Annotated in this window: 25 protein-coding genes; 8 read left to right on the top strand and 17 right to left on the bottom strand. The window is 72.4% G+C overall.

Annotated features, from left to right (window positions below; translation table 11 throughout):
- Positions 1 to 2: 2 nt before the first annotated feature.
- From AC3A5R_RS22280 to AC3A5R_RS22320, 9 genes are all read right to left on the bottom strand, one after another.
- Positions 3 to 452: a hypothetical protein gene (locus tag AC3A5R_RS22280; RefSeq protein ID WP_487622964.1), complete on the bottom strand. Its 450-nt coding sequence runs from the start codon at positions 450 to 452 to the stop codon at positions 3 to 5.
- Entirely contained in the window at positions 449 to 1,195 is a 747-nt protein-coding gene (locus AC3A5R_RS22285) for a LytR/AlgR family response regulator transcription factor (protein ID WP_487622965.1), read from the bottom strand. The genes AC3A5R_RS22280 and AC3A5R_RS22285 overlap by 4 nt, the downstream gene beginning before the upstream one ends.
- Positions 1,192 to 2,316, bottom strand: a complete 1,125-nt coding sequence (locus tag AC3A5R_RS22290) for a sensor histidine kinase (protein WP_487622966.1) — start codon at positions 2,314 to 2,316, stop codon at positions 1,192 to 1,194. Before AC3A5R_RS22290 ends, AC3A5R_RS22285 begins: the two co-directional genes overlap by 4 nt.
- Before the next feature lie 40 nt (positions 2,317 to 2,356).
- Positions 2,357 to 3,889: a GTPase ObgE gene (gene obgE / locus AC3A5R_RS22295; RefSeq protein WP_487622967.1), complete on the bottom strand. Its 1,533-nt coding sequence runs from the start codon at positions 3,887 to 3,889 to the stop codon at positions 2,357 to 2,359.
- A 131-nt stretch (positions 3,890 to 4,020) separates the two neighbouring features.
- The gene (gene rpmA / locus AC3A5R_RS22300) at positions 4,021 to 4,290 is read right to left on the bottom strand and encodes a 50S ribosomal protein L27 (protein WP_487622968.1); all 270 of its coding nucleotides are present in this window, start codon (positions 4,288 to 4,290) and stop codon (positions 4,021 to 4,023) included.
- A gap of 36 nt (positions 4,291 to 4,326) precedes the next feature.
- Positions 4,327 to 4,635: a 50S ribosomal protein L21 gene (gene rplU / locus AC3A5R_RS22305; RefSeq protein WP_076259053.1), complete on the bottom strand. Its 309-nt coding sequence runs from the start codon at positions 4,633 to 4,635 to the stop codon at positions 4,327 to 4,329.
- A 123-nt stretch (positions 4,636 to 4,758) separates the two neighbouring features.
- Positions 4,759 to 8,052 (bottom strand): Rne/Rng family ribonuclease, encoded by a 3,294-nt coding sequence (locus AC3A5R_RS22310; RefSeq protein ID WP_487622969.1) that lies wholly within the window; start codon positions 8,050 to 8,052, stop codon positions 4,759 to 4,761.
- Positions 8,053 to 8,258: 206 nt separating this feature from the next.
- Entirely contained in the window at positions 8,259 to 9,032 is a 774-nt protein-coding gene (locus AC3A5R_RS22315; RefSeq protein WP_487622970.1) for a TIGR03936 family radical SAM-associated protein, read from the bottom strand.
- Positions 9,033 to 9,097: 65 nt separating this feature from the next.
- Positions 9,098 to 9,874, bottom strand: coding sequence for a lysophospholipid acyltransferase family protein (locus tag AC3A5R_RS22320; RefSeq protein WP_487622971.1), 777 nt, complete (start codon positions 9,872 to 9,874; stop codon positions 9,098 to 9,100).
- Between the two features lie 130 nt (positions 9,875 to 10,004).
- Here AC3A5R_RS22320 and valS point away from each other — a divergent pair, with 130 nt between their 5' ends.
- From valS to AC3A5R_RS22350, 6 genes are all read left to right on the top strand, one after another.
- Positions 10,005 to 12,659, top strand: coding sequence for a valine--tRNA ligase (valS, locus tag AC3A5R_RS22325; protein WP_487622972.1), 2,655 nt, complete (start codon positions 10,005 to 10,007; stop codon positions 12,657 to 12,659).
- Positions 12,660 to 12,812: 153 nt separating this feature from the next.
- Positions 12,813 to 13,535, top strand: coding sequence for a DUF4129 domain-containing protein (locus tag AC3A5R_RS22330; protein ID WP_487622973.1), 723 nt, complete (start codon positions 12,813 to 12,815; stop codon positions 13,533 to 13,535).
- Positions 13,525 to 14,106, top strand: coding sequence for a hypothetical protein (locus AC3A5R_RS22335; protein WP_487622974.1), 582 nt, complete (start codon positions 13,525 to 13,527; stop codon positions 14,104 to 14,106). Before AC3A5R_RS22330 ends, AC3A5R_RS22335 begins: the two co-directional genes overlap by 11 nt.
- A gap of 93 nt (positions 14,107 to 14,199) precedes the next feature.
- Positions 14,200 to 15,186: an AAA family ATPase gene (locus tag AC3A5R_RS22340; protein WP_487623010.1), complete on the top strand. Its 987-nt coding sequence runs from the start codon at positions 14,200 to 14,202 to the stop codon at positions 15,184 to 15,186.
- Entirely contained in the window at positions 15,183 to 16,511 is a 1,329-nt protein-coding gene (locus AC3A5R_RS22345; RefSeq protein WP_487622975.1) for a DUF58 domain-containing protein, read from the top strand. The genes AC3A5R_RS22340 and AC3A5R_RS22345 overlap by 4 nt, the downstream gene beginning before the upstream one ends.
- A 4-nt stretch (positions 16,512 to 16,515) precedes the next feature.
- The gene (locus tag AC3A5R_RS22350; protein ID WP_487622976.1) at positions 16,516 to 17,076 is read left to right on the top strand and encodes a hypothetical protein; all 561 of its coding nucleotides are present in this window, start codon (positions 16,516 to 16,518) and stop codon (positions 17,074 to 17,076) included.
- A 32-nt stretch (positions 17,077 to 17,108) separates the two neighbouring features.
- Here AC3A5R_RS22350 and AC3A5R_RS22355 read toward each other — a convergent pair whose 3' ends face one another.
- From AC3A5R_RS22355 to AC3A5R_RS22365, 3 genes are all read right to left on the bottom strand, one after another.
- Positions 17,109 to 17,735 (bottom strand): hypothetical protein, encoded by a 627-nt coding sequence (locus AC3A5R_RS22355; protein ID WP_487622977.1) that lies wholly within the window; start codon positions 17,733 to 17,735, stop codon positions 17,109 to 17,111.
- A gap of 52 nt (positions 17,736 to 17,787) precedes the next feature.
- A complete protein-coding gene (gene clpX / locus AC3A5R_RS22360; protein ID WP_487622978.1) occupies positions 17,788 to 19,065 on the bottom strand; it encodes an ATP-dependent Clp protease ATP-binding subunit ClpX in 1,278 nt (425 codons plus the stop codon).
- 184 nt (positions 19,066 to 19,249) lie between these two features.
- Entirely contained in the window at positions 19,250 to 19,915 is a 666-nt protein-coding gene (locus AC3A5R_RS22365; protein ID WP_487622979.1) for a hypothetical protein, read from the bottom strand.
- Positions 19,916 to 20,209: 294 nt separating this feature from the next.
- Between AC3A5R_RS22365 and AC3A5R_RS22370 the strand changes: the two genes are divergently transcribed.
- Positions 20,210 to 21,178, top strand: a complete 969-nt coding sequence (locus AC3A5R_RS22370) for a DUF559 domain-containing protein (RefSeq protein WP_487622980.1) — start codon at positions 20,210 to 20,212, stop codon at positions 21,176 to 21,178.
- A 147-nt stretch (positions 21,179 to 21,325) separates the two neighbouring features.
- Here AC3A5R_RS22370 and AC3A5R_RS22375 read toward each other — a convergent pair whose 3' ends face one another.
- The 5 genes from AC3A5R_RS22375 to tig form a co-directional block, all read right to left on the bottom strand.
- Entirely contained in the window at positions 21,326 to 21,580 is a 255-nt protein-coding gene (locus AC3A5R_RS22375; protein ID WP_487622981.1) for an acyl-CoA-binding protein, read from the bottom strand.
- A 136-nt stretch (positions 21,581 to 21,716) separates the two neighbouring features.
- Positions 21,717 to 22,370, bottom strand: a complete 654-nt coding sequence (locus AC3A5R_RS22380) for an ATP-dependent Clp protease proteolytic subunit (protein WP_076259078.1) — start codon at positions 22,368 to 22,370, stop codon at positions 21,717 to 21,719.
- Between the two features lie 29 nt (positions 22,371 to 22,399).
- Positions 22,400 to 23,041: an ATP-dependent Clp protease proteolytic subunit gene (locus AC3A5R_RS22385; RefSeq protein ID WP_076259080.1), complete on the bottom strand. Its 642-nt coding sequence runs from the start codon at positions 23,039 to 23,041 to the stop codon at positions 22,400 to 22,402.
- A gap of 221 nt (positions 23,042 to 23,262) precedes the next feature.
- Positions 23,263 to 23,589, bottom strand: a complete 327-nt coding sequence (locus AC3A5R_RS22390) for a hypothetical protein (RefSeq protein ID WP_487622982.1) — start codon at positions 23,587 to 23,589, stop codon at positions 23,263 to 23,265.
- 107 nt (positions 23,590 to 23,696) lie between these two features.
- On the bottom strand, positions 23,697 to 25,088 hold the full coding sequence (tig, locus tag AC3A5R_RS22395) for a trigger factor (protein WP_487623011.1): 1,392 nt from the start codon (positions 25,086 to 25,088) through the stop codon (positions 23,697 to 23,699).
- A gap of 158 nt (positions 25,089 to 25,246) precedes the next feature.
- Between tig and AC3A5R_RS22400 the strand changes: the two genes are divergently transcribed.
- Entirely contained in the window at positions 25,247 to 25,798 is a 552-nt protein-coding gene (locus AC3A5R_RS22400) for a hypothetical protein (protein WP_487622983.1), read from the top strand.
- The last annotated feature ends 24 nt before the right edge of the window (positions 25,799 to 25,822 follow it).

Genomic DNA, 25,822 nt, shown 5'->3' on the forward strand with positions numbered 1-25,822 from the left:
CCTCAGCGCCCGTCGAGCAGGTCGCTGAAGCTCTCCTCATTGCGCTCGGCGAGGCGCACGAAGACCCTGCCGAGGCCGATGATCTCGGCGAAGGCGACGAGCGTGAGCAGGATCCACGGCAGGGGCACGCCGAGCACGTCGACGCGGCCGATCGCGGGCCAGGCGTGCAGGACGAGCGGCAGCGCTCCGAGGGTCGCGGCGAGCACCGCGGCCACGCCGAGCGCGAGCCGCAGCTGGCTGCGCATGAGGGAGGTGATGTACACCTCGCCGAGAGGCGTCTGCTCGTCGATCTCCGAGGCGATCGAGGTCGCGCGCGTCCGGGCGGCCGCCGTGCGCGGGCTCGTGACGCGCACCCGCGCCGGCGGTTCCGGCGCGGCTGGTCCGGATGCCGGTGGCGCCGCCGCGGCGACCGGACCAGCGTCGGGGCTGTCCTGCTGGGCGTCCGGGCTCACGTCCGCCCCCGCGGCTGGGCCCGGCCGGCGAGCAGGTCGCGCAGTGCGCGGGTGTGTCGCCGGCTCACGACGAGCTCGTGCCCGCCCGCGACGACGGTCGTGCGCCCGCCCTCGGTGCGCCACTCGCTGATGTGGGCGAGCGACACGAGGGAGGACCGGTGGATCCGAACGAACCCGGCCTCGCGCCACTGGTCGGCGAGCGTCGTCAACGGCACGCGCACGAGGTGGCTGCCCGACGCGGTGTGCAGCCGCGCGTAGTCGCCCTGCGCCTCGACGTAGAGCACCTCCGAACGCGGGACCAGGCGGCTCACCCCGGCCAGCTCGACGACGATGCTCTCATCCGGGGCCGGCGGTGCCGCCGCCCCACCCTCGACGCGTCGCACCACCTTGCGGACGGCCTGGTCGAGCCGGTCGTCGCGCACCGGCTTGAGCACGTAGTCGACGACGTTGAGCTCGAAGGCGTCGACGGCGTGCTGCTCGTGGGCCGTGACGAAGACGACCGGCGGCTGGGCCGTGAACCGGGACAGCACGCGCGCGAGGTCGAGGCCGCTCAGCCCCGGCATCTGCACGTCCATGAAGATCGCGTCGACGGTCTGCTCGTGGAGCACCCGCAGCGCCGCCTCCCCCGACTGCGCCGGCAGCACCTCGCCGACGCACTCGTGCCGGCCGAGCATCCAGACGAGCTCGTCGAGCGCCGGCGCCTCGTCGTCGACGGCCAGCACGCGCAGCGTCGTGGGGTTCATACGTGCACTCCGGGGCGGAACTTCGGCAGCCGGACGACGACCTTCGTCCCGGCGCCCTGGGCGGTCTCGACGACGAGACCGTACTCGTCGCCGTACGCGGCGCGCAGCCGCTCGTCGACGTTGGCCAGGCCCACCGAGTCGCTCGCCGGGTCGCCGGCGAGCACGCGTGCCACCCGATCGGGGTCCTCCCCGACGCCGTTGTCCTCGATCGTGACGACGCACTCCTGGTCGACGTCCTGGGCCAGGATGCTGATCTCCCCCGGCCCGGCGCGGCCTTCGATGCCGTGGCGCACGGCGTTCTCGACGAGGGGCTGCAGGCACAGGAACGGCACGACGACCGGCAGCACCTCGGGCGCGACGCGCAGCGTCACCGTGAGCCGGTCGCCGAAACGGGCCTTCTCGATGACGAGGTAGGCCTCGATCGAGCGCAGCTCCTCGGCGAGCGTCGTGAACTCGCCGTGCCGCCGGAAGGAGTACCGGGTGAACTCGGCGAGGTCGAGCAGCAGCTCGCGGGCCCGCTCGGGGTCGGTGCGCGTGAACGAGGCGATGGCGGTCAGCGAGTTGTAGACGAAGTGCGGGCTGATCTGGGCCCGCAGCGCCCGCACCTCGGCCTCCATGAGGCGGGTCCGTGACGCGTCGAGCTCGGCCAGCTCGAGCTGGCCCGACACCCATCGGGCCACCTCGTTGGTCGCACGGACCAGACCCGCCGAGGCCTGGTCGGTGAAGACCTGCAGCGTGCCGACGACCTTCTCGTCGACGTCGAGCGGCGCGACGACGGCCTGACGGACGATGCACGACGGCTCGCCGCACGCCACGTCGGGACCGCCGACGACGGTGGCCCGCCCGTGCTGCAGCGTGCCGGCCGCGATGACGACCGGCTGCTGGGCGTGGTGGGCGCGACCGCCCTCCCACGCGAGCAGCCGGGTCGTGTCGGTCATTGCCAGAGCCGGCGCACCGAGCAGTGAGCGCAGGTGCTTGAGCGAGCGCTCCGCCGCCTGCGGCGTCAGCCCGGCACGCAGCGGGGGCGAGGCGAGCAGGGCGGTGTGCAGCGTCCGGTAGGCGGCCCGGTCGGCCTGCGTGCCGAGGTGACCGCGACGAAGCAGTGCGCCCCAGGTGCTCATGCGCACACCCTAGAGGCCGCACCGCCCCCGTGAGCGTGGCTCAGGCGTCGTCGGTGTCCTCGTCGCGAAGGTGCCAGAGGCCCGAGCGGCGCTCGGCGTCGAGCTCCTCCTGCGTCGCGGCGCGCGCGGCGTAGCGGTCGCGCATCGCTTCGCGCTTCTCGTCGCGGGTCGGACGCGAGGTGTCCTCGAGGCGAAGGTCGGTGCCGCGCACGCCGAGCAGCTCGGCCCCGGACTGAAGCGTCGGCTCCCAGTCGAAGACGACGGCGTCGTCGGTGGCGCCGATGACGACGGTGTCCCCCGCGACGGCGCCCACCTTGTACAGCCGGTCCTCGACACCGAGGCGGGCGAGCCGGTCGGCGAGGTAGCCGACGGCCTCGTCGTTGCTGAAGTCGGTCTGGCGCACCCAGCGCACCGGGCGCTCGCCGGTGACCCGGTAGAACGGGCCGTCGGGTCCGTTCTCCTTGGCCACGGTGAAGCCCTGGTCGTCGACCGAGCGCGGGCGCAGCACGACCCGCTTGGGGACGGCGGCCTCGGCCTCGATCTCCTTGCGGGCCTGCTCGACGTGGCGCGCCATGGCGAAGCTCAGCTCGTTGAGACCCTGGTGGGCCACGGCCGAGACGATGAACACCTCGAGGCCGCGGGCCTCGAGGTCGGGCTTGACCATCTCGGCGAGCTCGCGCGCCTCGGGCACGTCGGCCTTGTTGAGCACGACGATGCGGGTGCGCTCGGCGATCGGGCGGCCGCCGAGGTCGGCATCGGGCACGTAGAGCGACAGCTCGTTCTCGATGACGTCGAGGTCGGTCATCGGGTCGCGGCCAGGCTCGAGCGTCGCGCAGTCGATGACGTGGACGAGCACCGAGCAGCGCTCGACGTGGCGCAGGAACTCCAGACCCAGGCCCTTGCCCTCGTGGGCGCCGGGGATGAGGCCCGGGACGTCGGCGACGGTGAACCGGCTCGAGCCTGCCGTGACGACACCGAGGTTGGGCACGAGCGTGGTGAACGGGTAGTCGGCGATCTTCGGACGCGCGGCCGAGAGCACCGACACCAGGGAGGACTTGCCCGCGCTCGGGAAGCCGATCAGGGCGACATCGGCGAGCGTCTTCAACTCGAGGACGACGTCGATCTCCTCCCCCGGCTCACCCAGCAGCGCGAAGCCCGGCGCCTTGCGCCGCACCGACGACAGCGCCTTGTTGCCGAGCCCGCCGCGCCCGCCCCGCGCGATGACGTGCTCGGTGCCCATCCCGACGAGGTCGGCGACGATCGCGCCCGACGCGTCCTTGACGACCGTGCCCTCCGGCACCGGCAGCACGAGGTCGTCGCCGTCGGCGCCGTTCTTCTCGTCCCCGGCGCCCGGGGCGCCGTTGCCGGCCTTGCGGTGCGGGTGGCGGTGGTAGTCGAGCAGCGTCGTGGACTGCGGGTCCACGCGCAGCACGACCGAGCCGCCGTGGCCACCGTTGCCGCCGTCCGGGCCGCCGAGCGGCTTGAACTTCTCACGGTGGACCGACGCGACGCCGTGCCCGCCGTTGCCGGCGGCCAGGTGCAGCACGACACGGTCGACGAAGGTCACTGCCATGGGAGGTCACTCTTCCAGTTCAGGGTGGGCCGACGGCATCCGCACGATCGGAGTGCCGGGTGGCCCGGGAAAGGCGGAAGGACGGGCCGCGCGGGCCCGCCCTTCCGGTACATCAGTGGTGATCGAGGCGATCACTCAGCGGCAGCGGTCTCCGGCTGCTCGATGTTGACGGTCTTGCGGCCGCGCTTGGTGCCGAACTTCACGGCGCCGGCGACGAGGGCGAACAGCGTGTCGTCGCCACCGCGACCGACACCCTCACCCGGGTGGAAGTGCGTGCCGCGCTGACGGACGAGAATCTCGCCCGCGTTGACCTGCTGGCCGCCGAAGCGCTTGACGCCGAGTCGCTGTGCGTTCGAGTCGCGACCGTTGCGGGTCGAGGACGCACCCTTCTTGTGTGCCATGTCGTTGCTCCTTGTGAGGTCTGTGTGTCGGCCGGGTCAGGCGTCGATCGCGGTGATCTTGACCTGGGTCAGCGGCTGGCGGTGGCCCTGACGCTTCCGGTAGCCCGTCTTGTTCTTGTACTTCATGATCGTGATCTTCGGGCCCTTGGCGGCCTTCACGACCTCGGCCTTGACCGACGCCTTCGACAGCTTGGCGGCATCCGACGTGACGGTCGTGCCGTCGACGAGGAGCAGCGGCGTGAGCTCGACGGCGTCGCCGGGCTGACCCGTCACCTTGTCGATGAGCAGGACATCGCCCACCGAGACCTTCTCCTGGCGACCGCCAGCGCGAACAATCGCGTACACAGTGAAACTCACTCTCTTCGTTCAGGGGTGATCGCCGCTTTCGGAACCGGCCCGTCAACACGGGCCCGGTGGGCGCACCAAGGATCAAGCGTACCGGCAGGAGCGTGCTGCTCCAAACCGAGGTCAGGCGCCCTCGCCACCGCCGTCAGCGGTCGCCTTGGGCGGGCCGGCGGGCGCCACGACACGGCCGCGGCGACGGCGTCCGCGCGCAGCGGGCGCCGGCTCCGGCGCCGGCTCCGGCGCCGGCTCCGGCGTCGGGTCGGACGCGGGCTCCGGCGTCGGCTCGGGCTGCTCGTCGACGGCACCGGGCACGTCGGACTCGAGCTCGACCGGGGTGGCCGCGTCCCCGTCCGCAGTCGCGTCGGCGTCCTTCTCGGCCATCGGGGCGTCGTCGCCGCCCCACGGGCCGGAGTCCTCCGGGAAGGCGTGCGGGTGACCATCGGCAGACAGTCCCGACGCAGCCGACTCGGCCGCCTGCCCGAGCTGCTCGAGCTGTTCGATCTGCTCGGCCGCGGTCGTCGCGCCCTTGATGGCAGCGGCGTGCGCGGCCGCGGCGATCTGGGCCGCGGTCGGCCCTGACGGCTTGTGGTCGGCGGCAGCGTCGTGGGCGGCCGGCGCCTGGCCGTTCGCGCCCTGCGACCCCTGGCCCGAGCCACCCTGGTTGCCCGAGCCTCCCTGACCGCCCTGGGTGCCCTGGGTGCCCTGGGTGCCCTGGGTGCCTTGGCCACCGGAGCCGCGGCCGCCGCGCCGGCGGCTGTCGCTCGCGGGCTCGTGCTGGTGGGCGCCCCTGTCGACGGGGTCGGTCGAGATGACGTAGCCGCGGCCGTTGCAGTGCTCGCAGGTGTGCGAGAAGACCTCGATGAGGCCCGACCCGACGCGCTTGCGGGTCATCTGCACGAGCCCGAGCGAGGTGACCTCGGCGACCTGGTGCTTGGTCCGGTCGCGGCCCAGGCACTCGAGCAGGCGCCGCACGACGAGGTCGCGGTTGCTCTCGAGGACCATGTCGATGAAGTCGATGACGATGATGCCGCCGATGTCGCGCAGCCGCAGCTGGCGCACGATCTCCTCGGCCGCCTCGAGGTTGTTCTTGGTGACCGTCTCCTCGAGGTTGCCGCCCGAGCCGACGAACTTGCCGGTGTTGACGTCGACGACGGTCATCGCCTCGGTGCGGTCGATGACGAGGGAGCCACCGGAGGGCAGCCACACCTTGCGGTCCATGGCCTTGGACAGCTGCTCGTCGACGCGGTGGTGGGTGAAGAGGTCCTCCTCCGAGGTCCACTTCGTGACGCGGTCGGCGAGGTCGGGGGCCACGGCCGTGATGTACGGGTGGATCTCCTGCCAGGCCTGCTCACCGGAGACGACGAGCTGCTTGAAGTCCTCGTTGAAGACGTCGCGGATGACACGGACGGTGAGGTCGGGCTCGCCGTGCAGGAGCATCGGGGCCGTGCCGCCGGTCGCGGAGCCGCTGCCGCCGTTCTTCTTCTTGCCCTTGCTCTTGCCGGCGCGCGGGGTGGAGCCCGCCTCGGCCTTGGCCTGGATGTCCTCCCACGTCGCGGTGAGGCGCTCGACGTCGGCGCGCAGCTCCTCCTCGCTCGCCCCCTCGGCGGCCGTGCGCACGATGACGCCCGCGGAGTCCGGCACGACCTCGCGCAGGATCTTCTTGAGGCGGGCGCGCTCGGTGTCGGGCAGCTTGCGGCTGATGCCGGTCATCGAGCTGTTCGGCACGTAGACGAGGTAACGGCCGGGCAGGCTGATCTGCGAGGTGAGTCGCGCGCCCTTGTGGCCGATCGGGTCCTTGGTCACCTGGACGAGGACGGTCTGGCCCGAGCCGAGCGCGTTCTCGATGCGCTTGGGCTGGCCGGACTCGAGGCCGGCGGCGTCCCAGTTGACCTCACCGGCGTAGAGCACGGCGTTGCGGCCCTTGCCGATGTCGACGAACGCCGCCTCCATCGAGGGCAGCACGTTCTGCACGCGGCCGAGGTAGATGTTGCCGGCCATCGAGACGTTGGTGGCCTGGTCGATGTAGTGCTCGACGAGCACGTCGTCCTCGAGCACGCCCATCTGGGTGCGGCCGTCCTTGTTGCGCACGACCATGACGCGGTCGACGGCCTCGCGACGGGCGAGGAACTCGGCCTCGGTGATGATCGTGCGGCGTCGACCGGCCTCGCGGCCCTCGCGGCGGCGCTGCTTCTTGGCCTCGAGGCGCGTCGAGCCCTTGACGGCCACCGGCTCGTCGCTACGCGGCTGGCGCACGCGCGTCGAGACGCCGGGGGTGTCCTCGGCGGCGTCGGTGCCCGACCCGGCACGGCGGCGGCGACGACGGCGCCGGCTCGAGCCGGTCTCCTCGTCACCCTCCGCGCCTTCGCCGTCGCCGGGCTCGTCGCCGGACGCGTCGGCCTCGCGGGCCTCCTGGGTGTCGCGGGTGGTGCGGCCTCGGGTGCGTCGGCCCCGGCCGCCCTCCGGCTCGCTCGACGCGTCCTCGTCGGACGCGTCGTCGGTGTCCTGGTCGGACTCGGCATCCGAGCCCCGGCCCCGGCGGCCCTTGCCGCCACGGCGACGGCGCGAGCGGCGCGGCGACGTGTCGTCGCCGGTCTCGCGGTCCTCCTGCTCCTCAGCGGAGCGCTCGGCCTCTTCCGCGGCAGCGGTGTCGGCGGTGTCGGACTCGTCGAGGTCGGCCTGCTCGTCAGCGGCGTCGTGCTCCTCCGGCTGCGGACGGCGGCTGCGCGACCGGCGCGTCGGGACGCTGCTCGTGTCGGGAGCCTGGAAGAGGACGCTGAAGCTCGGGACGACCGCGAGGGGGTCGACCTCCTCGGACTCCTCGTCGGCGTCCTCGGCATCCTCAGGCGCGTCGGCCTGCTCGTCGACGCTGGCGACTAGCTCCTCGAGCGCGGCGGCGGCACGGTCGCGCTTGGAGCTGCGGCGGCGTCGGCCGGGCGTCTCCTCGGCGGGGGCCTCGGCAGGCGTCGCGTCCGGTGCCTGCGTGGCGTCGGTCGCCTCCACGGCCGCGACCTCGGCCTTCGCGGTGGCTGCGGTGGGCTCGCTGGGCTCGGTGGGCTCGGTCGCCGCAGCCTTCTTGCGTCGCGTCCGCGTCGCCTTGGGTGCGTCGTCGGACACCGCGGCCTTGGTCGCGCGGCTCGTGCGCTTGCGCGGGGTGCGGGCCGGCGCTGCGTCGGCGGTCTCCGACGGCTCGGTGGCCTGGGCGGCTTCGGGAGCCGTGCCCTCGGCGGGGGGCTCGGTCACCTCGGGAGCCGGCGCGGGGGCGGCGGCCTTCTTGGTGACGCGACGCGAGGCCCGCTTGCGCGGGGCCGGCGCGCTCGGCGCGTCGGCGGTGTGACCGCCGTCGAAGAGGTTCGGGGCCGCGGTGGCCGCGGTGGCCTCGGTGCCTTCGGTCGATGCGGTGGTGTCGTTGGGTGCCATTTGGCAGCCTCCCGTCAGGAGCGGTGTGACCCACACCGCGGCCTGGGCCGTCGCCACCGCTCGAAACGCGGTTTGAGTCGTCCCGGCGTGACCCGTGACGGAAGTCGATGCGTTACACCCGGTCCCGGTTCGCGCTGGGCGCGGCCCCGGTCCCTCGTGCCGTCGACGCTCTCGTCGGCAGCCGGTTCGCCGTCATGGCCGGTTGGTCATGTCAGTGGGTCGGTCACCCTCGCGGTTGCGGTGTCGAGCGGTCCCTGCGCCAGACGCGTCACCAGTGGTGGACGCGGAGGCTGCAGGTCGGCGATCTCACGCAGCGCGGTCAGAATGTCGTCGGGGCGTACGGCAGGTGTGGTGTGTCGTACGACCATGCGCAGTATCGCACAGTCGGCCGGGATCGCGAGCGAGGCGGCCACGTCCGCCGCCGTGTCGGCCGGGTGCCCGGTGCGAGCCGAGACGATCGCCCCGCGCACGTCGAAGGTCCGTGGGCCCGACTTCGTCACGCGCGTCACCTCGGCGATCTCCCGCGCGAGGAGGGCCTCGACCGCGTCGGCGAGCACGTCGACAGGCAGCCCCTCGTAGACGAGGAGCCAGTCGCTGGCCTCGAGGCGGTCGGCCAGCGCGCCGGGGGCCGCCTCGACGACCTCGACGATGTCGATGCCGTCCGGCAGGGCCTCGTCGAGGGCGAGGCGCACCGACTCGGGGTCGACGCGGGAGGTGACGGCGATCTCGACGTACTCCGCCTCGGACGCCGTGCCCGTCGCCGCCGCGTTCGCGTAGCTGATCTTCGGGTGCGGGTGGAAGCCGGCCGAGAAGGCCATCGGCACGTCGGCGCGGCGCAGGGCCCGCTCCAGGGCTCGCTGGAAGTCGCGGCTCGAGGTGAAGCGGAGGCGTCCGCGCTTGGTGTAGCGGATGCGGAGCTTCTGGACGGCGGGGGCCGGGGGCGGACCCTCGGGGACGCGCTGACGAGCCTGACGAGCCATGCGCGGAAGGCTACCGGCGCCATCCGCCCGCCTCCGCACCTGCTGCCGCCGACGCCGCTGACGCGTCAGTCCCCGGACCCGAACCCGCGCCGCTCGTCGGCCAGGCGGCGGCGCTCCTGCGCCTCCTGCGCGTCGAGGCGGTCGGCCTCCTCGAGCGTCGGCGCGGTGCCGCCGAGGCTCGCCGGCAGGTAGCGCAGGTCGGCGCCACGCAGCGGCTCGTAGGCGGCACGGGCGACGTCGAGCAGCTCCTGCATGACGGCCTTGTAGCGGGCCGTCACCTCGTCGGGGTCGGCGTCGGGCGGCACCGGGATCGGCTCGCCGACGTTGATGAGGATCGGGACGTTGGTGCGGCCGAGGCGACGCGGCAGGCCCTTGGACCACACCCGCTGCGACCCCCAGATGACCGTCGGCAGGATCGGTACGCCGGCCTCGGCCGCCATCCGCGCCGCACCGTTCTTGAAGGCCTTGAGCTCGAAGGAGCGCGAGATCGTCGCCTCCGGGAAGACGCCGACGATCTCACCGGCGCGGAGCGCCTCGACGGCGGCCCCGTACGAAGCGGCACCGGCGGTGCGGTCGACGGGGATGTGGTGCATGCCCCGCATGAGTGGCCCGCTGACCGGATGGCTGAAGACGCCGTCCTTGGCCATGAACCGCACGAGCCGGTCCGAGCTGCGGGCCGCGAGTCCCGCGTAGGCGAAGTCGAAGTAGCCCGTGTGGTTGACCGTCATGACGGCACCACCGACCCGGGGCACGTTCTCGTCGCCGAGGATCGTGAAGTGCAGGCCCTGAAGGGCGAAGACGCCTCGGGCGAACCCGATGACCGACGAGTAGACCGGCTCCATGGGGACATGCTGCCCTGTCGCCCCCGGCTTGGGCACATCCGCCGGCTCACGTGAGCGGGCTCACGCGCCGCGCCCGGCCGCCGGGAAAGCCGGTCGAGGGCATCCCGCGCCGCATGGAAGGATTGGGCGCATGACTGACGCACCTGCACCCACGACCTCGCGGATCCCCGAGCGCCCGACGCTCGACGGCCTCGAGGAGAAGTGGATGCAGGTATGGAAGGACGAGCAGACCTACGCGTTCGACCGGACCCGTGCGCTGCAGCTACCGCGCGAGCAGGTCTTCGCCATCGACACGCCCCCGCCCACGGCGTCGGGCAGCCTCCACGTCGGGCACGTGTTCTCCTACACCCACACCGACTGCATGGCGCGCTACAAGCGGATGCAGGGCCTCGAGGTGTTCTACCCGATCGGGTGGGACGACAACGGCCTGCCCACCGAGCGCCGCGTGCAGAACTACTACGGCGTGCGCGGTGACGCGACCCTCCCCTACGTCGAGGGCTACGAGCCGCCGTTCAGCGAGGGCGTCGACGCCAAGGGCAAGGCGATCAAGGCGGCCGACCAGCAGCCGATCAGCCGCAAGAACTTCATCGAGCTGTGCGACGTCCTCACCGTCAAGGACGAGGTCACCTTCGAGTCGCTGTTCCGCCGCCTCGGCTTCTCGCTCGACTGGGACATCTCCTACCGCACCATCGACGAGCGCTCGCGCGCCGTGGCCCAGCAGGCGTTCCTGCGCAACCTCGCGCGCGGCGAGGCCTACCAGAGCGAGGCGCCCGGCCTCTGGGACGTGACGTTCCAGACCGCCGTGGCCCAGGCCGAGCTCGAGGCCCGCGACTACCCGGGCGCCTACCACCGCGTCGCCTTCCACCGCGACGGCGGCGAGCCGGTCTTCATCGAGACGACGCGTCCCGAGCTCATCCCGTCGGTCGTGGCCCTCATCGCCCACCCCGACGACGAGCGCTACCAGCCGCTCTTCGGCACGACGGTCACCTCGCCGCTCTTCGGCGTCGAGGTGCCGGTGGTCGCGCACCACGCGGCCGAGATGGACAAGGGTGCCGGCATCGCCATGTGCTGCACGTTCGGCGACCTCACCGACGTCATCTGGTGGCGCGAGCTGCGCCTGCCGATCCGCTCGCTCATCACCCGCAACGGACGCCTCCAGGCCGAGACGCCCGAGTGGCTCGCCGGTGGCCCTGGCGCGGCGCTCTACGCCGAGCACCTCGCGACGAAGACGACGTTCAGCGCGCGCGAGGCCGTCGTGGCCGCGCTGCGCGAGTCGGGCGACCTCGACGGCGAGCCGCAGAAGACCCAGCGCAAGGCGAACTTCTACGAGAAGGGCGACAAGCCGCTCGAGATCGTCACCTCCCGCCAGTGGTACATCCGCAACGGCGGTCGCGAGGCCGACCTGCGTGCGGCCCTGGTGGCCCGCGGCGACGAGGTCGACTTCCACCCGGCGTTCATGCGCTCGCGCTACAAGAACTGGGTCGAGGGCCTCAACGGCGACTGGCTGATCAGCCGCCAGCGGTTCTTCGGCGTGCCGTTCCCGGTCTGGTACCCGGTCACGGCCGAGGGCGAGACCGACCACGACCACCCGATCGTGGCGCCCGAGTCGGCGCTGCCCGTCGACCCGCAGATCGACGTGCCCGAGGGCTACGACGAGGCCCAGCGCGGCGTGCCGGGCGGCTTCGTCGCCGACCCCGACATCATGGACACGTGGGCGACGTCCTCGCTCTCACCGCAGATCGCGGCCGGCTGGCCGGTGCGCGGCGGCGAGGGCCCGGGCTCGGACGCCGAGCTGTTCGAGGCCATCTTCCCGATGGACATGCGCCCGCAGGCCCACGACATCATCCGCACCTGGCTCTTCGCCACGGTGACGCGCGCCCACTTCGAGCACGGCACGGTGCCGTGGCGCAACGCGGCGATCAGCGGCTGGATCCTCGACCCCGACCGCAAGAAGATGAGCAAGTCGAAGGGCAACGCCGAGACGCCCGAGGACGTCGTCATGGCCCACGGCGCCGACGCCGTGCGCTACTGGGCGGCGTCGGGGCGCCTCGGCACCGACGCGGCCTACGACACCGGCCAGATGAAGGTCGGCCGTCGCCTCGCGATCAAGGTGCTCAACGCGAGCAAGTTCGCCCTCGGCTTCGGTGACGTCTCCGGGGACCTGCGCACGGCCGTGACCAACCCCCTCGACCTGTCGATGCTCGCGGCGCTCGGTGACGTCGTCGACAAGGCGACGCACGGGTTCGAGGCCTGGGACTACACCCGCTCCCTCGAGGTCACCGAGACGTTCTTCTGGACGTTCTGCGACGACTACCTCGAGCTCGTCAAGGACCGCGCCTACGGCGGCCAGGGCGACGCCGAGGCGGCCTCCGCACGCGCGGCGCTGCGGCTCGCGCTCGACACGCTGCTGCGCCTGCTCGCACCGTTCATCCCCTACGCCACCGAGGAGGTGTGGTCCTGGTTCGGCAAGGGCTCGCTGCACCGCCAGACCTGGCCCACCCGTGAAGCGCTGCCCGCAGGTGGCGACGCCGCCGTGCTCGTGACCGTCGGCGAGGCCCTGGCGTCGGTCCGCAAGGTGAAGTCCGAGGCCAAGCTCGGGATGCGCGCCGAGATCCGCACCATGACGCTCGTCGGCCTGCCCGAGGAGCTCGAGCGGGTCCGCGCGGCCGAGGGCGACCTCCGGGCCAGCGGGCGCGTCACCGACCTCGCCTACGCCGAGGGCGACGGCATCGAGGTCCGCGACGCCGACCTCGTGCCCGTCGAGAAGGACCGCGCGCGGGCCTGACCATCCCGACCTGACGCGTGGGCGGTCCCCGGCCGGGGGCGCCCACCGTCGTCGTGGCACCCGTGGCGCCCCTGGCACGAGCAACGTGTCAGGACGGCAACGATCGGCGGAGTCACCCGGACGCGTCGACCCGCGCGGAATATCGTGACCGGCATGTCAAGACGGGGGACGGTCGCCGCTGCCGTGGCCGGGGTCGTCGTCGCCGTGGCGCTCGTCGTGGCCGCCACCGGCCCCTCGGTCCCGGTCCTGTCGCGCCCCGCCACCACCGTGTCGTTCTCGGCGGTGCCGACGACGACGATCCAGCCCTCGACGCCGCCGCCCTCGCCCGTCACGTCGTTCAAGGCCATCACCCCGAGCACGCCCTCCCCGCTCTGGGGCCTGCTCGTCCAGGTCGTGATCGCCCTCGTCGCCATCGGCGTGCTCGCGGTGCTCGCCCAGGTCGTCATCGCCGTGCTCCGGCGCCCGAAGCTGCTCCGGCACGACGAGCCGCTGTTCGAGGCTCCTGCCGTGCCGGAGGAGCTGCTCGCCGGGGCCCGGGCCGGCATCGACCTGCTGCTGACCGGCGAACCCCGCAACGCCATCGTCGCGGCCTGGCTGAGCCTGGAGACGGCCGCTGCCGCCACGGGCCTGCCGCGTGACCCGGCCGAGACGTCGACCGAGTACACCGCCCGCGTCATCGGCACGTGGGCGGTCGACCGCGACCGCCTCGGCGACCTCGCCACGCTCTACCGCGAGGCCCGCTTCTCGGTCCACGACCTCGGCGAGGCCCACCGCGACCGCGCCGTCGCCGACCTCGAGGTGCTGCTTGCCGACCTCGAGCGCCTCGCGGGGACCGGGACCGACCCCGCGCCGGAGGGAGCCGACGGTGGCCGCTGACCGTGGGCGTCGCGGACGCCACGCCGCGCCGCAGAGCGCGCCCTCGCATCACGTGGCCGGGCTGCGGGAGGTGCTCGCCCCGTGGCGACGACGCATCGCGGCGGTGCTGCTGACGTGGCTCGGGTTCGTCGCCGTCACCGCACTGCTCGGCCTGACGCCCGACGCGCCACGCCTGCTCACGCTCCTCGTGGCCGGCTTCGTCGTCGTCTGGCACGTCATCGACCACGTCGGCTCGCTCGGGCGCACCGTGTGGCCGCTCGTCGACGGCGACCTCGGCTCCGGTGGCCGCGGCAACGACTTCCGGGTCACCAACCTCGCCGCGCGCCTCGAGGCGGCCGACGTCGACGGCGAGGGGCGTGAGGCGCTCGTGCACGACCTGCACGTCCAGCTGCAGGACCTCATCCGCGAACGACTCTTCGTCCGCCACGGGCTCGTCGTCGAGGACGAGCCGCGGTGGTCCGAGGGCGTCACGCCGCCGGAGCTGTGGCAGCTCCTCGTCGCGCTGCCCCCGTCCGACCTCTACCGTCCGGCCACGCTGGACCCGATCCTCCGACGAATCGAGCAGTGGTAACCCATGACCGAGAGGGAGCCCGAGATGGACTCACAGCCGACGCCGACGACCACCGGAGCGACCACCAGAGCGACGACCGGAGCGACGACCCCGATGGAGCTGGCCCGCGTCAGCGAGCTCAGCGCCGCCATCCTCGACGAGGTCGACCGCGCCGTGGTCGGCAAGCGCGAGTCGCTGACGCTCGTGCTCGCGGGCATCCTCGCCGGTGGCCACGTGCTCATGGAGGACTTCCCCGGCCTCGGCAAGACGCTCGCGGCCCGCAGCTTCGCCCAGACGCTCGGCCTGGAGTTCAAGCGCGCCCAGTTCACGCCCGACCTGCTCCCGGGCGACATCACCGGCTCGTTCGTGTTCGACCAGCGCGAGAGGGAGTTCGTCTTCCGACCCGGCCCCCTCTTCACCGGGTTGCTGCTCGCCGACGAGATCAACCGCACGCCACCGAAGACCCAGGCCGCGCTCCTCGAGGCGATGCAGGAGAAGCAGGTGACGGTCGAGGGACGCACCTTCGGCCTCCCCCGGCCCTTCCACGTGCTCGCGACGGCCAACCCGGTCGAGTACGAAGGCACCTACCCGCTGCCCGAGGCCCAGCTGGACCGCTTCCTCATGCGGGTGTCGTTCGGCTACCCGAGCCTCGAGGAGGAATGGCAGGTGCTCGCGAGACGGATGGCACGCCAGCAGGAGGAGCAGCAGCTGCCCGCCGTCGTCGGTGCCGGCGAGCTGCTCGCGATGCAGGCCGCCGTCGAGGCGACGGTCGTCGAGGAGTCGGTGGGCCGGTACTGCGTCGCCGTCACGGCGGCGACGCGCACGCACGGCGACGTCCTCATGGGCGCCTCCCCTCGCGGCTCGCTCGGCCTGATGCTGTGCTCGCGCGCCTACGCGGTCATCAACGGGCGCGACTACGTGACGCCGGAGGACGTCAAGGCGGTCGCCGTCCCGGTGCTCGCCCACCGCGTCACCGTCAAGCCGGAGCTGTGGATGAGCAACGTGAGCGGGGCCGCGGTCGTCGGTGGGCTGCTGCGCACCGTCCCGACGCCCTCGGCCCGTGAGAGCGCCCTCCCCCACGACGCACACCGGCCGCAATGACCGGCGGCCGGACCGCCGGCACGGCGGGCGAGGTCGCCCACGAGCGCTCCCTCGGGTCGTGGGCGCCGACGGCGGCCCACCAGCGCGCCATCGTCCTCGCGTCGGCGTTCGCCGTCGTGGGTGTCCTGAGCCGGCATGCCGACCTGCTCGTCCTCGCGACGCCGTTCGCCGTCGCCGCGGTGTGGGGCCACCTGGCGCGCCCGCGCGGGGAGGTCGTTGCCTCGGCCCACCTCCAGGCGTCGACGCTGCGCGAGGGCGAGGCGACCAACGTCCTCGTCAGCACCGAACCGGCGCTGCACGACGCGCACGGTGTGGCGATGCTGGCCAGCGTGCCGTGGGTCGAGCGCAAGCCGTCGTCAGGCATCGTGCCGCTCGACGACGGCCGGGCCACCGTCGCGATCCGGTCGACACGGTGGGGGCGGCGACGCATCGGCACCGTCAGCGTCGTGCTGTCGAGCCCGTGGGCCGCCTTCCGGATCGGCCCGACCGACATCCCCGACCTCGAGATCGGCACCCTGCCGCTCCCCGCCCTCTTCGACGCGAGCGCCCCGACCCCGCACCCGCGCGGCGTCGTGGGGCTCAACCGCTCGAACCGACCCGGCTCCGGCAGCGAGTTCAACACCATCCGCCGCTTCCACCCCGGCGACCGGCTCCGTCGCATCCACTGGCCTGTCTCGATGCGCACCGGCACGCTCCACGTCACCTCGACCTACACCGACGAGGACGCGCACGTGTTCCTGCTCGTCGACGCCTTCAGCGACCTCGGTCCGCGCGAGGGCATCGACGGGCGCCCGACGAGCCTCGACGTCACGGTCCGGGCCGCCGGCGCCATGAGCGAGCACTTCCTGTCCGGCAACGACCGGTTGACCCTGCGGACCGTCGGGGCGGCCAAGGTGCCGACGCTCGGCGTCGGCTCGGGTGTCAACCACCTGCGTCGCGTCCTCGAGACGCTCGCCTCGATCTCGCCGGCCACCGAGCGGCGCGACACCGGCGAGGCAGCGATCCGCGGCGTCGACGCGAACGCCCTGTGCCTCGTGCTGTCACCCCTCGTCGACCCGACCATGGTGATGCTGGCGCACACCCTCGCCTCGAGGGGGATGACGGTCGTCGTCGTCGACACCTTCCCCGAGCACCTGACCGACCCGTCGACCAACCCCTACGTATCGCTCGCCTGGCGGATCCGGCTGCTGCAGAGGGAGGCCCAGGTTCAGGGGTTGCGGGGGCGCGGCGTGCCGGTCGTGGCCTGGCGCGGGCCGGGATCCCTCGACCAGGTGCTGCGCGACATCGCGCGTCGCGCCCGTGCACCACGGCTGGCGAGGCGGTGACGAGGTGACCAGCAGGAGGACGCGGCACTCGCGCTGGACGCTGCTTCTCGGCGGACCGGAGTGGTCCACGAGCCAGCTCGGCCTCGCCGTCACCCACGCCCTCGGCGCACTCGTCTACCTCGTGTGCCTGTCCCGCGCGTCGGGTGGCTTCGGCGGCCTCTACTGGGTGCTCGCGGCCGTCCCGCTGTTCACCCTTTCGTGGACCGGGTCGGCACTGCCGCTCGCCTACTGGGGGCTCATGCTCTTCGGCTGGTTCACCCTGACACCGGAGGGCTCGTTCTCGTGGTGGAGCCTGCCGGCCGCGGCCGGGGTCGCCGTCGGCCACGCCGCGGCGGCGCTCGGGGCGTCGGTCCCGCCTGCGACACAGCTGGCCGGGCGCGAGCTGCTCCGCTGGGCGCGTTCGACCGGGATCGCGGCGGCGGCAGCGCTGCCCGTGGGAGTGCTGGCAGGTCTGCTCGTCGGCCGCGGGAGCGTGGCCGGACCGGCCGCCCTCGTCATCGGTCTGGCCGGCCTCGCCGCGGCCGTCCTGCTCCTGCGCACCGAGCCGCCGGCCGAGCGCGACTGACCACCCCGAGCGCGTCGGCCAGGGCGCGTCGGTCAGGGCACGTCGTGGACGGCGGCCCAGGGCACGTCCCAGCCGGCGAGGCGCAGCCGACGCGTCACGAAAGCGTCGCGCGACAGCCCGACGACGCGTCCGATGGACGGCTCGTACACGTCGAGGCCGTCGCCGCCCGTGGGCGGCAGCACCAGCACGACATGCCGCGGGAGCCTGGGACTGCCGATGTAGAGGACGCCCGGACGGCCCGGCCGCACCGAGGCCACGAGGTCGTCGTACGCGCGGCCGAGCCGCTCGGTCGAGCCGAGCCGGAACCACGAGGTGTGCCACCGCGTCCCGGGGGCGCCGGCGCCGAAGCGCAGCTCGTTGCGGGCCCCCCACGGCGAGGTGCCGAGCGCGCGGGGCCACGGCAGCTGCGGCCGTCCTCCCCCACCGAACCAGCCGCCGGTGCGCCGGGCGACGACCTGCTCGTAGGCCGCGAACCGCGCGGTCTCCGTGCCCGTGTCCATCGCGGCGGCCGGATCGCGCGGGACACCGAGGCGGATCCACTGCGCGAAGGCCGGGTTGACGAGCATCCGGGCCACCGTGAGCGAGGCCGACCCGCACGTCGTCGACGTCTGCTGCACCGGCACGGGGTCGCCGGCCTGCAGGCGGAACGGTAGGACCACGGCTCAGCCTCCCGTCAGGACGGGTCGGATCCGGTGACGATCCGCACCGGCGTCAGGCGGACTCCTTGCGCGGACGCTTGGCCCGCGGCTCGGCCTCCCGCCGGACGATCGTCGGGTTGACGTTGTCGAGGACGACCTCGCGGCTCACGACGACGCGGGCGATGCCGTCGTCGCTCGGCACGTCGAACATCACGGGGAGCAGGACCTCCTCCATGATGGCGCGCAGGCCGCGGGCACCGGTGCCGCGCAGCAGGGCCTGGTCGGCGACGGCCTCGAGGGCCTCCTCGCTGAACTCGAGCTCGACGCCGTCGATCTCGAACATCTTCTGGTACTGCTTGACGAGCGCGTTGCGCGGCGCCGTGAGGATGTTGACGAGGGCTTGGCGGTCGAGCGGCGCGAGAGTCGTCAGGACGGGCAGGCGTCCGATGAACTCGGGGATCAGGCCGAACTTGAGCAGGTCCTCGGGCATGACGTCCTGGAAGCTGTCGCCGAGGTCCTTGGGGCTGTGCAGGGCGGCCCCGAAGCCGAGGCCCTTGCGCCCGACGCGAGACTCGATGATCTTCTCGAGGCCGGCGAAGGCGCCGCCGACGATGAACAGGACGTTCGTCGTGTCGATCTGGATGAACTCCTGGTGCGGGTGCTTGCGCCCGCCCTGCGGGGGCACCGACGCCGTCGTGCCCTCGAGGATCTTCAGGAGCGCCTGCTGCACGCCCTCGCCGGAGACGTCGCGGGTGATCGACGGGTTCTCGCTCTTGCGGGCGATCTTGTCGACCTCGTCGATGTAGATGATGCCGGTCTCGGCCTTCTTGACGTCGTAGTCCGCGGCCTGGATGAGCTTGAGGAGGATGTTCTCGACGTCCTCGCCGACGTAGCCGGCCTCGGTCAGGGCCGTGGCGTCGGCGATGGCGAAGGGCACGTTGAGCATCTTCGCGAGCGTCTGGGCCAGGTACGTCTTGCCGGAGCCGGTCGGGCCGATGAGCAGGATGTTGCTCTTGGCGATGTCGACGTGCTCGTCGTCGCGCTTGGGGCCCTCACCGGCCTGGATGCGCTTGTAGTGGTTGTAGACCGCGACGGCGAGGGCCTTCTTCGCGGTGTCCTGGCCGACGACGTAGTTCTGCAGGAAGTCGAAGATCTCGCGTGGCTTGGGCAGGTGGTCGAGGCCCAGCTCGCTGTTCTCGGCGAGCTCCTCCTCGATGATCTCGTTGCAGAGGTCGATGCACTCGTCGCAGATGTACACCCCGGGCCCGGCGATGAGCTTCTTGACCTGCTTCTGGCTCTTTCCGCAGAACGAGCACTTGAGCAGGTCCCCGCCTTCTCCGATGCGTGCCACCGATTCGCTCCTGGTCGCTCGACCCCGGGTGCCGGATGCGCCCGAGCGTCCCCACTGCCCGCGGGGTCGCCTCTATTAGACGACGGCGGGGGGCGCCCTCGCTCGCGCAACGCCGTTTGTCCGCTGATGGCTGACAAACGACGCCGGTGTCAGTTGAACGGTGTTCCAGCCGAATCGACGCAGGTCAGCGGGTCGAGCGGCCCATCGCGACGCGTCGGGCACGGGCTTCGACGCGCGCCCGGCGCAGCCCGGCGACGGCCACCGCGAGCAGCGCGAGGGCCAGCGCGGCGCCCATCAGGGCGAACCCGACGCCAGCCGGACTCCACCCCGAGCCGAGGTCGATCGGCGCGTATCCGGGCAGCGCGGTGGCCGCCTCGCCGTCGGAGGGCGCGTGCCCCGGGCCGGCCGCGGCGAGGATCCCGCGTGCGAGGTCGGAGTCGAGGCCCGGCCCGGTACCGCTCAGCGCGCAGCCGTCGCCGACGAGCCTCCCGTCCTGGACGACCAGTGGCAGCACGTACACGCCCGGGGCCGGCATGGCGTCGCTGTCGGAGGCGACGTGGAGCACGCGAGGCGCCTGCCCCTTGTGGACCGTGGCCACCTCGACGGTCCACGACACCGGGTGCGGGCTGTACGAGGCGCCGGGGTCGTCGACCTCGGTGATCCGTCCCGCGACGACGACGTCGGCCCACCCGACCACCTCGCCCGCCACCGGCATGCCACAGGACGCCGCGGCCCCGGGGACGGGCGCGCCCACGCTCACGCCGAGCAGCGTCGCGGCCGCGAGCGCCACGACGGCAAGCGCGCGGAACCCGACCGTGCGGCGTCGCCGCCCCAGTGACACCCCTGTCATGGCCTGAGCGTGGCAGGTGCGCGGCTCTCCCATGCCCACCAGACTCCAGCCGTGGCCCGATCGTTGCGGGCCCGGTCGGTGCGCTGACCCCGCCTCGCTGCCCTGACAACGCAACAAGGGACCACATGGCGCCATGCCGCGCCGGACGCGATCGACCAGCCGCGACAAGCCGCCACCTGGCTTCGTGATGTGGCCGGCCACGGCCGCCGGCCGCGACAAGCGACCATGTGGCCACCTGACGAGGGGTGTGGATGAGGCGCTCGGCAGACGTCTCCCCTGCGGGAGCATCGGGCCATGTCCGGCGCACCTCCGCCACCTCGAGGGCCCTTCAAGGTCACGACCACCACCGACCCGGCGACCGGGCGACGCCACGTCGTCCCGCCCCCGGGCGTCAGCGCCTGGGACCTGCGCTCCGGTCGCTACCGCAGGCTGCTCCGGGGCGTCTACGTCGCGGCCCCGGTGCCGGTCACGCCGCTCGTCGCTGCGCGTGCCGGGCTCCTCGCCGCCGGCCCGGACGCCGTGGCCTCGCACCACACGGCCGCCCGGGTCTGGGGCGCCGTGGTCCCCGACGACGGCCTGGTCCACGTGACCGATCGCACCCGTCTGCGGGGTGCCGGTCTCAAGACGCACCGGCCCAAGCCGGGACAGCGGGGCACGACGGCCCGCGGGATCCGCGTGACGACGCCCGCCTCGACGTTCCTCGACCTCAGCGACGAGCTCGGACTCGTCGACCTCGTCGTCGCCGGCGACTCGCTCGTCAAGGCCGGCGTCGTCAACCCCGCGCAGCTGGTCGAGGCGGCGGCTGCCTACCGGGGCAAGGCCCGACGGCTGGCACGACGCGCCGCGACGCTCGTGCGCGGCGAGGTCGACTCGCCGATGGAGAGCCGCGTGCGGATGCTCATGGTGCTGGCCGGCCTTCCGGAGCCCGTGGTCAACCATCGCATCCGCTGGCCAGACGGCAGGGTCCGCTTCCGCTTCGACCTCTCGTTCCCGCACGCGCGGCTCGTCATCGAGTACGACGGCCGGCAGCACGCCGAGTCCGACGAGCAGTGGGACAGCGACGTCGACCGCCGCGAGTGGATGGACGGCGACAAGTGGCGCCTGGTCGTCGTGCGGTCGAAGGACGTCTACCGGACGCCGGCGCGCACCCTGAGCCGGGTCACCACGGCGATGCGCGACCAGGGCATGTGCGTGCCATGCCTGTCCGACGCGTGGCGGCTGCACTTCCCGAGCCTGCCGGAGGACGTCGCCATCCCCGCCTGAACGGCGCCACGTGGTCGCTTGTTGCGTTCACCGGAGCGGAACGGCCACAACAACGCGCCATGTGGCCCCGTGTTGCGCCGGCGGACGCCGGGCGGACGCGACAACGCGCCTCGTGGTCGCTTGTCGCGCTGGATGGGTTGGGACGCGTCAGGCGGAGGTGAGGTCGCGGACGATCGCGACGTACTGCTCCTCGGCGGCCTCCGGGGCGGTGCCCGACAGCTTCGCCCACGCGTCGTACTTGGCCCGGCCGACCGGGTTCATCATCCCGGGGCGCGAGCCGCTCACGTCGCCCTCGGTGACCTGCTTGAACAGTCCGTAGAGCTTCAGCTTGACGTCGTTGCCGGGGTCGGTCGTCAGGCCCTTGACCGCCTCGACCGCCTGCTCGAACTCCGCACTCGCCATGTCCGCTCCTCCGATCGGCGCACCACCCGGACGCCACCCATCCAAGCAGGTACCCGAAATCGAAAGAGCAGTCCGTCCCTTGGGCACCCCTGCGCGGGGCGCGGCGGCGGGACGGACTGCTCTTTCGATTCGGGTGTCAGACCTCCAGAGAGGCCTTGCGGGAGGCGAGCACCTCGTCGATGAGGCCGTACTCCTTGGCGTCGGCCGCCCCGAGGATCTTGTCGCGCTCGATGTCCTGGCGGACCTGGTCGGACGTGCGGCCGGTGTGGTGGGCCATGGTGTCCTCGAGCCAGGTGCGCATGCGCAGCACCTCGTTCGCCTGGATCTCGATGTCCGAGGCCTGGCCGTAGTCGCCGCCCGAGAGGGCCGGCTGGTGGATGAGGATGCGCGAGTTCGGCAGGGCGAACCGCTTGCCCGGCGCGCCGGCGCCGAGGAGCACGGCCGCGGCCGAGGCCGCCTGCCCGATGCAGAACGTCTGGATGTCGGGTCGGACGAACTGCATCGTGTCGTAGATCGCGGTCATCGCCGTGAACGAGCCACCGGGGCTGTTGATGTACATGAGGATGTCGCGGTCGGGGTCCAGCGACTCGAGAACGAGCAGCTGGGCGATGATGTCGTCGGCCGACGCGTCGTCGACCTGCACGCCGAGGAAGATGATGCGGTCCTCGAAGAGCTTGTTGTAGGGGTCGGAACGCTTCATCCCGTAGGACGTGCGCTCCTCGAACTGCGGCAGGATGTAGCGGCTCGAGGGCTGCGCCACGGCGAGACGGTTCGTGGGTTCGATCATCATGGTGTTCTCCAAAGTCCTTGCAGCCGTGGTCAGTTGGCGTCCGGCTTGGCGTCGGCCGAACCGACGCCGCGCCCCTCGACGGCCTGGTCGGAGCGGCTGAAGACGTGGTCGACGAAGCCGTACTCCTTGGCCTCCTCCGCGCTGAACCAGCGGTCGCGGTCGGAATCCTTCTCGATCTGGTCGACGGTCTGCCCCGTGTGCTCGGCGATGAGCTGCGCCATCTGCTTCTTGACGTAGAGCATCTGCTCGGCCTGGATCTTGATGTCCGTGGCCGTGCCGCCGATGCCGCCCGAGGGCTGGTGCATCATGACGCGCGCGTGCGGCGTGGCGTAGCGCTTGCCCTTCGTGCCGGCCGACAGGAGGAACTGGCCCATCGAGGCGGCCATGCCCATGGCGACGGTCGCGACGTCGTTGGGGATCCAGTTCATCGTGTCGAAGATGGCCATGCCGGCCGAGATCGAACCACCGGGGCTGTTGATGTAGAGCCAGATGTCCTTCTCGGGGTCCTCGGCCGACAGCAGCAGCAGCTGCGCGGCGATGGCGTTCGCGTTGTCGTCGCGCACGTCGGACCCGAGGAAGATGATCCGCTCCTTGAGCAGACGGTTGTAGATGTGGTCGTCGAGACCACCCGGCTGGCCGTTGCCGTTGGCGGAGATGTCCGAGTTCACCATGTCTCCATCGTCGAAGTTGTCCGGTCGCGGTGCCGCCCTCGGCCCCGGTCGTCGGGGTCTCGGTCCGGTCACCGGCCGGCTCGTCACTGACCCTAACGCGCGGCCCCCGGACCAGATTTCCCGATTCGGCTCCTGTTCGCCGTGAGCGCACAAACCTGAGCGCCCCCGGCGCAAGCCGGAGGCGCTCAGGTCGTCGACGCGTGTCGACGCGCGCCGACGCGTCACTCGTTCAGGCCGTTGTCCTGCCCGGACTCCCCCGCGGCGCTCGCCTGGTCGGCCCACTGCTCGGCCTGCTGGTCCGTCGCGTCCTGGGCAGCCCCGAGCGCACCCTCGCGCGGCTCGGCGCTCGGGGTGCTGCCGTCGGCGTTGCCGCGCTCCACGTCCTCGTGGGTCGCCGCGCCCGACGCGTCGGCCGGGCTGCCGTCGGAGGCACCACTCGTCGTGGCGGAGGTCGTCGCGGACGTGCCCTCGCCGCCGGATCCGTCGGGGCGCTCGCTGTTGATGTCGGTGTCGGTCAGGCCAGGTGCGAACTCGTCGTGGGTGCTCATGGTCGTCACGTACCCAGACTGTCCCGGCGTGCGCGGCCTCGACCCGGGCACGCAGAACGGCCGGCCCCGTACAGGACCGGCCGTTCGTCTACGAGGAAGGGGACGCGTCAGGCGTCGGCCTTCTCCTCGGTGGCCTCGGTGGCCTCGGTGGCCTCGGTGGCCTCGGTGGCCTCGGTGGCCTCGGTGGCCTCGGTGGCCTCGGCGACGGGCGCCTCGTCCTCGTCACCCTCGGAGCCCGGGACGGCCTCGTTGAGGTCGACCGTGTTGCCGGCGGTGTCCTTGACGGAGACCTTCTCGAGGACCGTGGCGAGCGCCTTGCGGCGCGCGACCTCGGAGACCATGGCGGGGATCTGACCGTCCTTGTCGATCTGCTGGGCGAAGGCATTGGGGTCCATGCCGTACTGCTGCGAGCTCATGACGAGGAACTCGATGAGCTCCTGCTGCTGGACCTGGACCTCCTCCTTCTCGGCGATCGCGTCGAGGAGCAGCTGGGTGCGCAGGCCCTTGCGGGTGCTCTCGTCGACCTCGGCGCGGTGCTCGTCGTCCTCGAGACGACCCTCACCCTCGAGGTGGCTGTGCACCTCGGCCTCGACGACACCCTCGGGCACCGGGACCTCGACCTTCTCGAGCAGCGCGTCGAGGAGCTGGTCGCGGGCGGCGACGCCCTGGGCGAACTTCGCGTCGATCTCGGCCTTCTGGGCGAGGTCGGCCTTGAGGTCGTCGAGCGTGTCGAACTCCGAGGCCAGCTGGGCGAACTCGTCGTCGAGCTCGGGCAGCTCGCGCTCCTTGACGGCCGTGACGGTGACGGTGCACTCGGCGTCCTGGCCCTCCTGGTCGCCACCGGCGAGCGGGGCGGTGAAGGTCTTGGTCTCGTCGGCGCTCATGCCGACGAGGGCCTCGTCGAGGCCGTCGAGCATGTTCTTGCTGCCGACCTCGTAGGAGACGCCCTTGACCGCGTCGATCTCCTCGCCGCCGATCTCGGCGGACAGGTCGATGGAGACGAAGTCGCCGTCCTGGACGGCGCGCTCGACGCCCTTGAGGGTGCCGAAGCGGGCCCGGAGGTCGTCGAGGCGCTTGGTGACCTCGTCGTCGGAGACGGTGGCCTCGTCGACGGTCAGCTCGATGTCCGAGAAGTCGGGCAGGTCGATCTCGGGGCGCTTGTCGACCTCGGCGGTGAAGCTGAAGTCCTCGCCGTCCTTGGCCGGCACCTTGAGGTCGGTGATCTCGGGCTGGCCGAGCGGGCGGACCTCGTTGGCCTCGAGGGCCTGGCCGTAGAAGGTCGGGAGGGCGTTGTTGACGGCCTCCTCGAGGACGGCCGCACGGCCGACGCGCTGCTCGATGATGCGCGCTGGGACCTTGCCCTTGCGGAAGCCGGGGACCTGGATGTGCTCGCCGATGTGCTGGATGGCCGCATCGAGGCTCGGCTTGAGCTCCTCGAACGGGACCTCGACGGTCATCTTGACCCGGGTCGGGCTGAGGGTCTCGAGGGCACTCTTCACTGCGGGGTACTCCATCTTGGGCGGTTGGGGGGTCGGCGCGTGTTTCGACGGTGGCGCCGACGCTGGACAGGGAACCGACGCACCATGCTATAGGCCGCACGACGGATGGCTAAATGCGCCGACGGCAGCCCTCCCGCGCTCGCCTATGCTCGGGGCCCATGAGCGAGTCGCCGGCCCCGTCGCCCAGCCCGTCGGACCCGACGAACCGGGTGCCGTCCAGCGCCCTCGGGACGCTGCGGACGGTCCAGATGGTCTCGGGCATGGTCGGCATCGGAGCGCTGATGTTCTCGGCGGTGCGCATCGCCGTCGACCCGGACGCCCCGATGCCGTCGTGGCCCGCCGTCGCGATCGTGCTCGTCGCGCTCGTCGGGTCGGCCGTGCTCGTGCGGCGGTTCGGCTACACCGTGCCGGCGCTCCCCCTGGGGCTGCCGCGCGAGAACGCCGAGGCGACGAGCCTGCGCTACTTCACCTCGACGACGATCCTGCGCACCGCGTTCGCCGAGGCGCCGGTGCTCGTGGCCTTCGCCGTGTCGTTCGTCTTCACGCCGCACACGTGGCTGACGCTGCTCATCGCCCTGCCGGGCGGGCTCGCGCTCTTCTGGCTGCACGCGTGGCCGTCGCCGCGCACGGCAGCTGCCGTCGAGGTGGGTCTCGAGGCCGGCGGTGCGGAGTCCTACCTGTCCGAGGCGCTCGGCTTCCGCGCCGACTGAGCCCGCCGAACGCGTCGTCACCGA

This window comes from Intrasporangium sp. Soil_C_50, assembly GCF_057656595.1.

Bases quoted from the DNA above. Each gene is read 5' to 3' on its own strand.
- AC3A5R_RS22285 (WP_487622965.1), bottom strand. From the start codon at position 1,195: ATGAACCCCACGACGCTGCGCGTGCTGGCCGTCGACGACGAGGCGCCG.
- AC3A5R_RS22290 (WP_487622966.1), bottom strand. From the start codon at position 2,316: ATGAGCACCTGGGGCGCACTGCTTCGTCGCGGTCACCTCGGCACGCAG.
- obgE (WP_487622967.1), bottom strand. From the start codon at position 3,889: ATGGCAGTGACCTTCGTCGACCGTGTCGTGCTGCACCTGGCCGCCGGC.
- rpmA (WP_487622968.1), bottom strand. From the start codon at position 4,290: ATGGCACACAAGAAGGGTGCGTCCTCGACCCGCAACGGTCGCGACTCG.
- AC3A5R_RS22310 (WP_487622969.1), bottom strand. From the start codon at position 8,052: ATGGCACCCAACGACACCACCGCATCGACCGAAGGCACCGAGGCCACC.
- AC3A5R_RS22315 (WP_487622970.1), bottom strand. From the start codon at position 9,032: ATGGCTCGTCAGGCTCGTCAGCGCGTCCCCGAGGGTCCGCCCCCGGCC.
- AC3A5R_RS22320 (WP_487622971.1), bottom strand. From the start codon at position 9,874: ATGGAGCCGGTCTACTCGTCGGTCATCGGGTTCGCCCGAGGCGTCTTC.
- valS (WP_487622972.1), top strand. From the start codon at position 10,005: ATGACTGACGCACCTGCACCCACGACCTCGCGGATCCCCGAGCGCCCG.
- AC3A5R_RS22330 (WP_487622973.1), top strand. From the start codon at position 12,813: ATGTCAAGACGGGGGACGGTCGCCGCTGCCGTGGCCGGGGTCGTCGTC.
- AC3A5R_RS22340 (WP_487623010.1), top strand. From the start codon at position 14,200: ATGGAGCTGGCCCGCGTCAGCGAGCTCAGCGCCGCCATCCTCGACGAG.
- AC3A5R_RS22345 (WP_487622975.1), top strand. From the start codon at position 15,183: ATGACCGGCGGCCGGACCGCCGGCACGGCGGGCGAGGTCGCCCACGAG.
- AC3A5R_RS22365 (WP_487622979.1), bottom strand. From the start codon at position 19,915: ATGACAGGGGTGTCACTGGGGCGGCGACGCCGCACGGTCGGGTTCCGC.
- AC3A5R_RS22370 (WP_487622980.1), top strand. From the start codon at position 20,210: ATGTCCGGCGCACCTCCGCCACCTCGAGGGCCCTTCAAGGTCACGACC.
- AC3A5R_RS22375 (WP_487622981.1), bottom strand. From the start codon at position 21,580: ATGGCGAGTGCGGAGTTCGAGCAGGCGGTCGAGGCGGTCAAGGGCCTG.
- AC3A5R_RS22380 (WP_076259078.1), bottom strand. From the start codon at position 22,370: ATGATGATCGAACCCACGAACCGTCTCGCCGTGGCGCAGCCCTCGAGC.
- AC3A5R_RS22385 (WP_076259080.1), bottom strand. From the start codon at position 23,041: ATGGTGAACTCGGACATCTCCGCCAACGGCAACGGCCAGCCGGGTGGT.
- AC3A5R_RS22390 (WP_487622982.1), bottom strand. From the start codon at position 23,589: ATGAGCACCCACGACGAGTTCGCACCTGGCCTGACCGACACCGACATC.
- AC3A5R_RS22400 (WP_487622983.1), top strand. From the start codon at position 25,247: ATGAGCGAGTCGCCGGCCCCGTCGCCCAGCCCGTCGGACCCGACGAAC.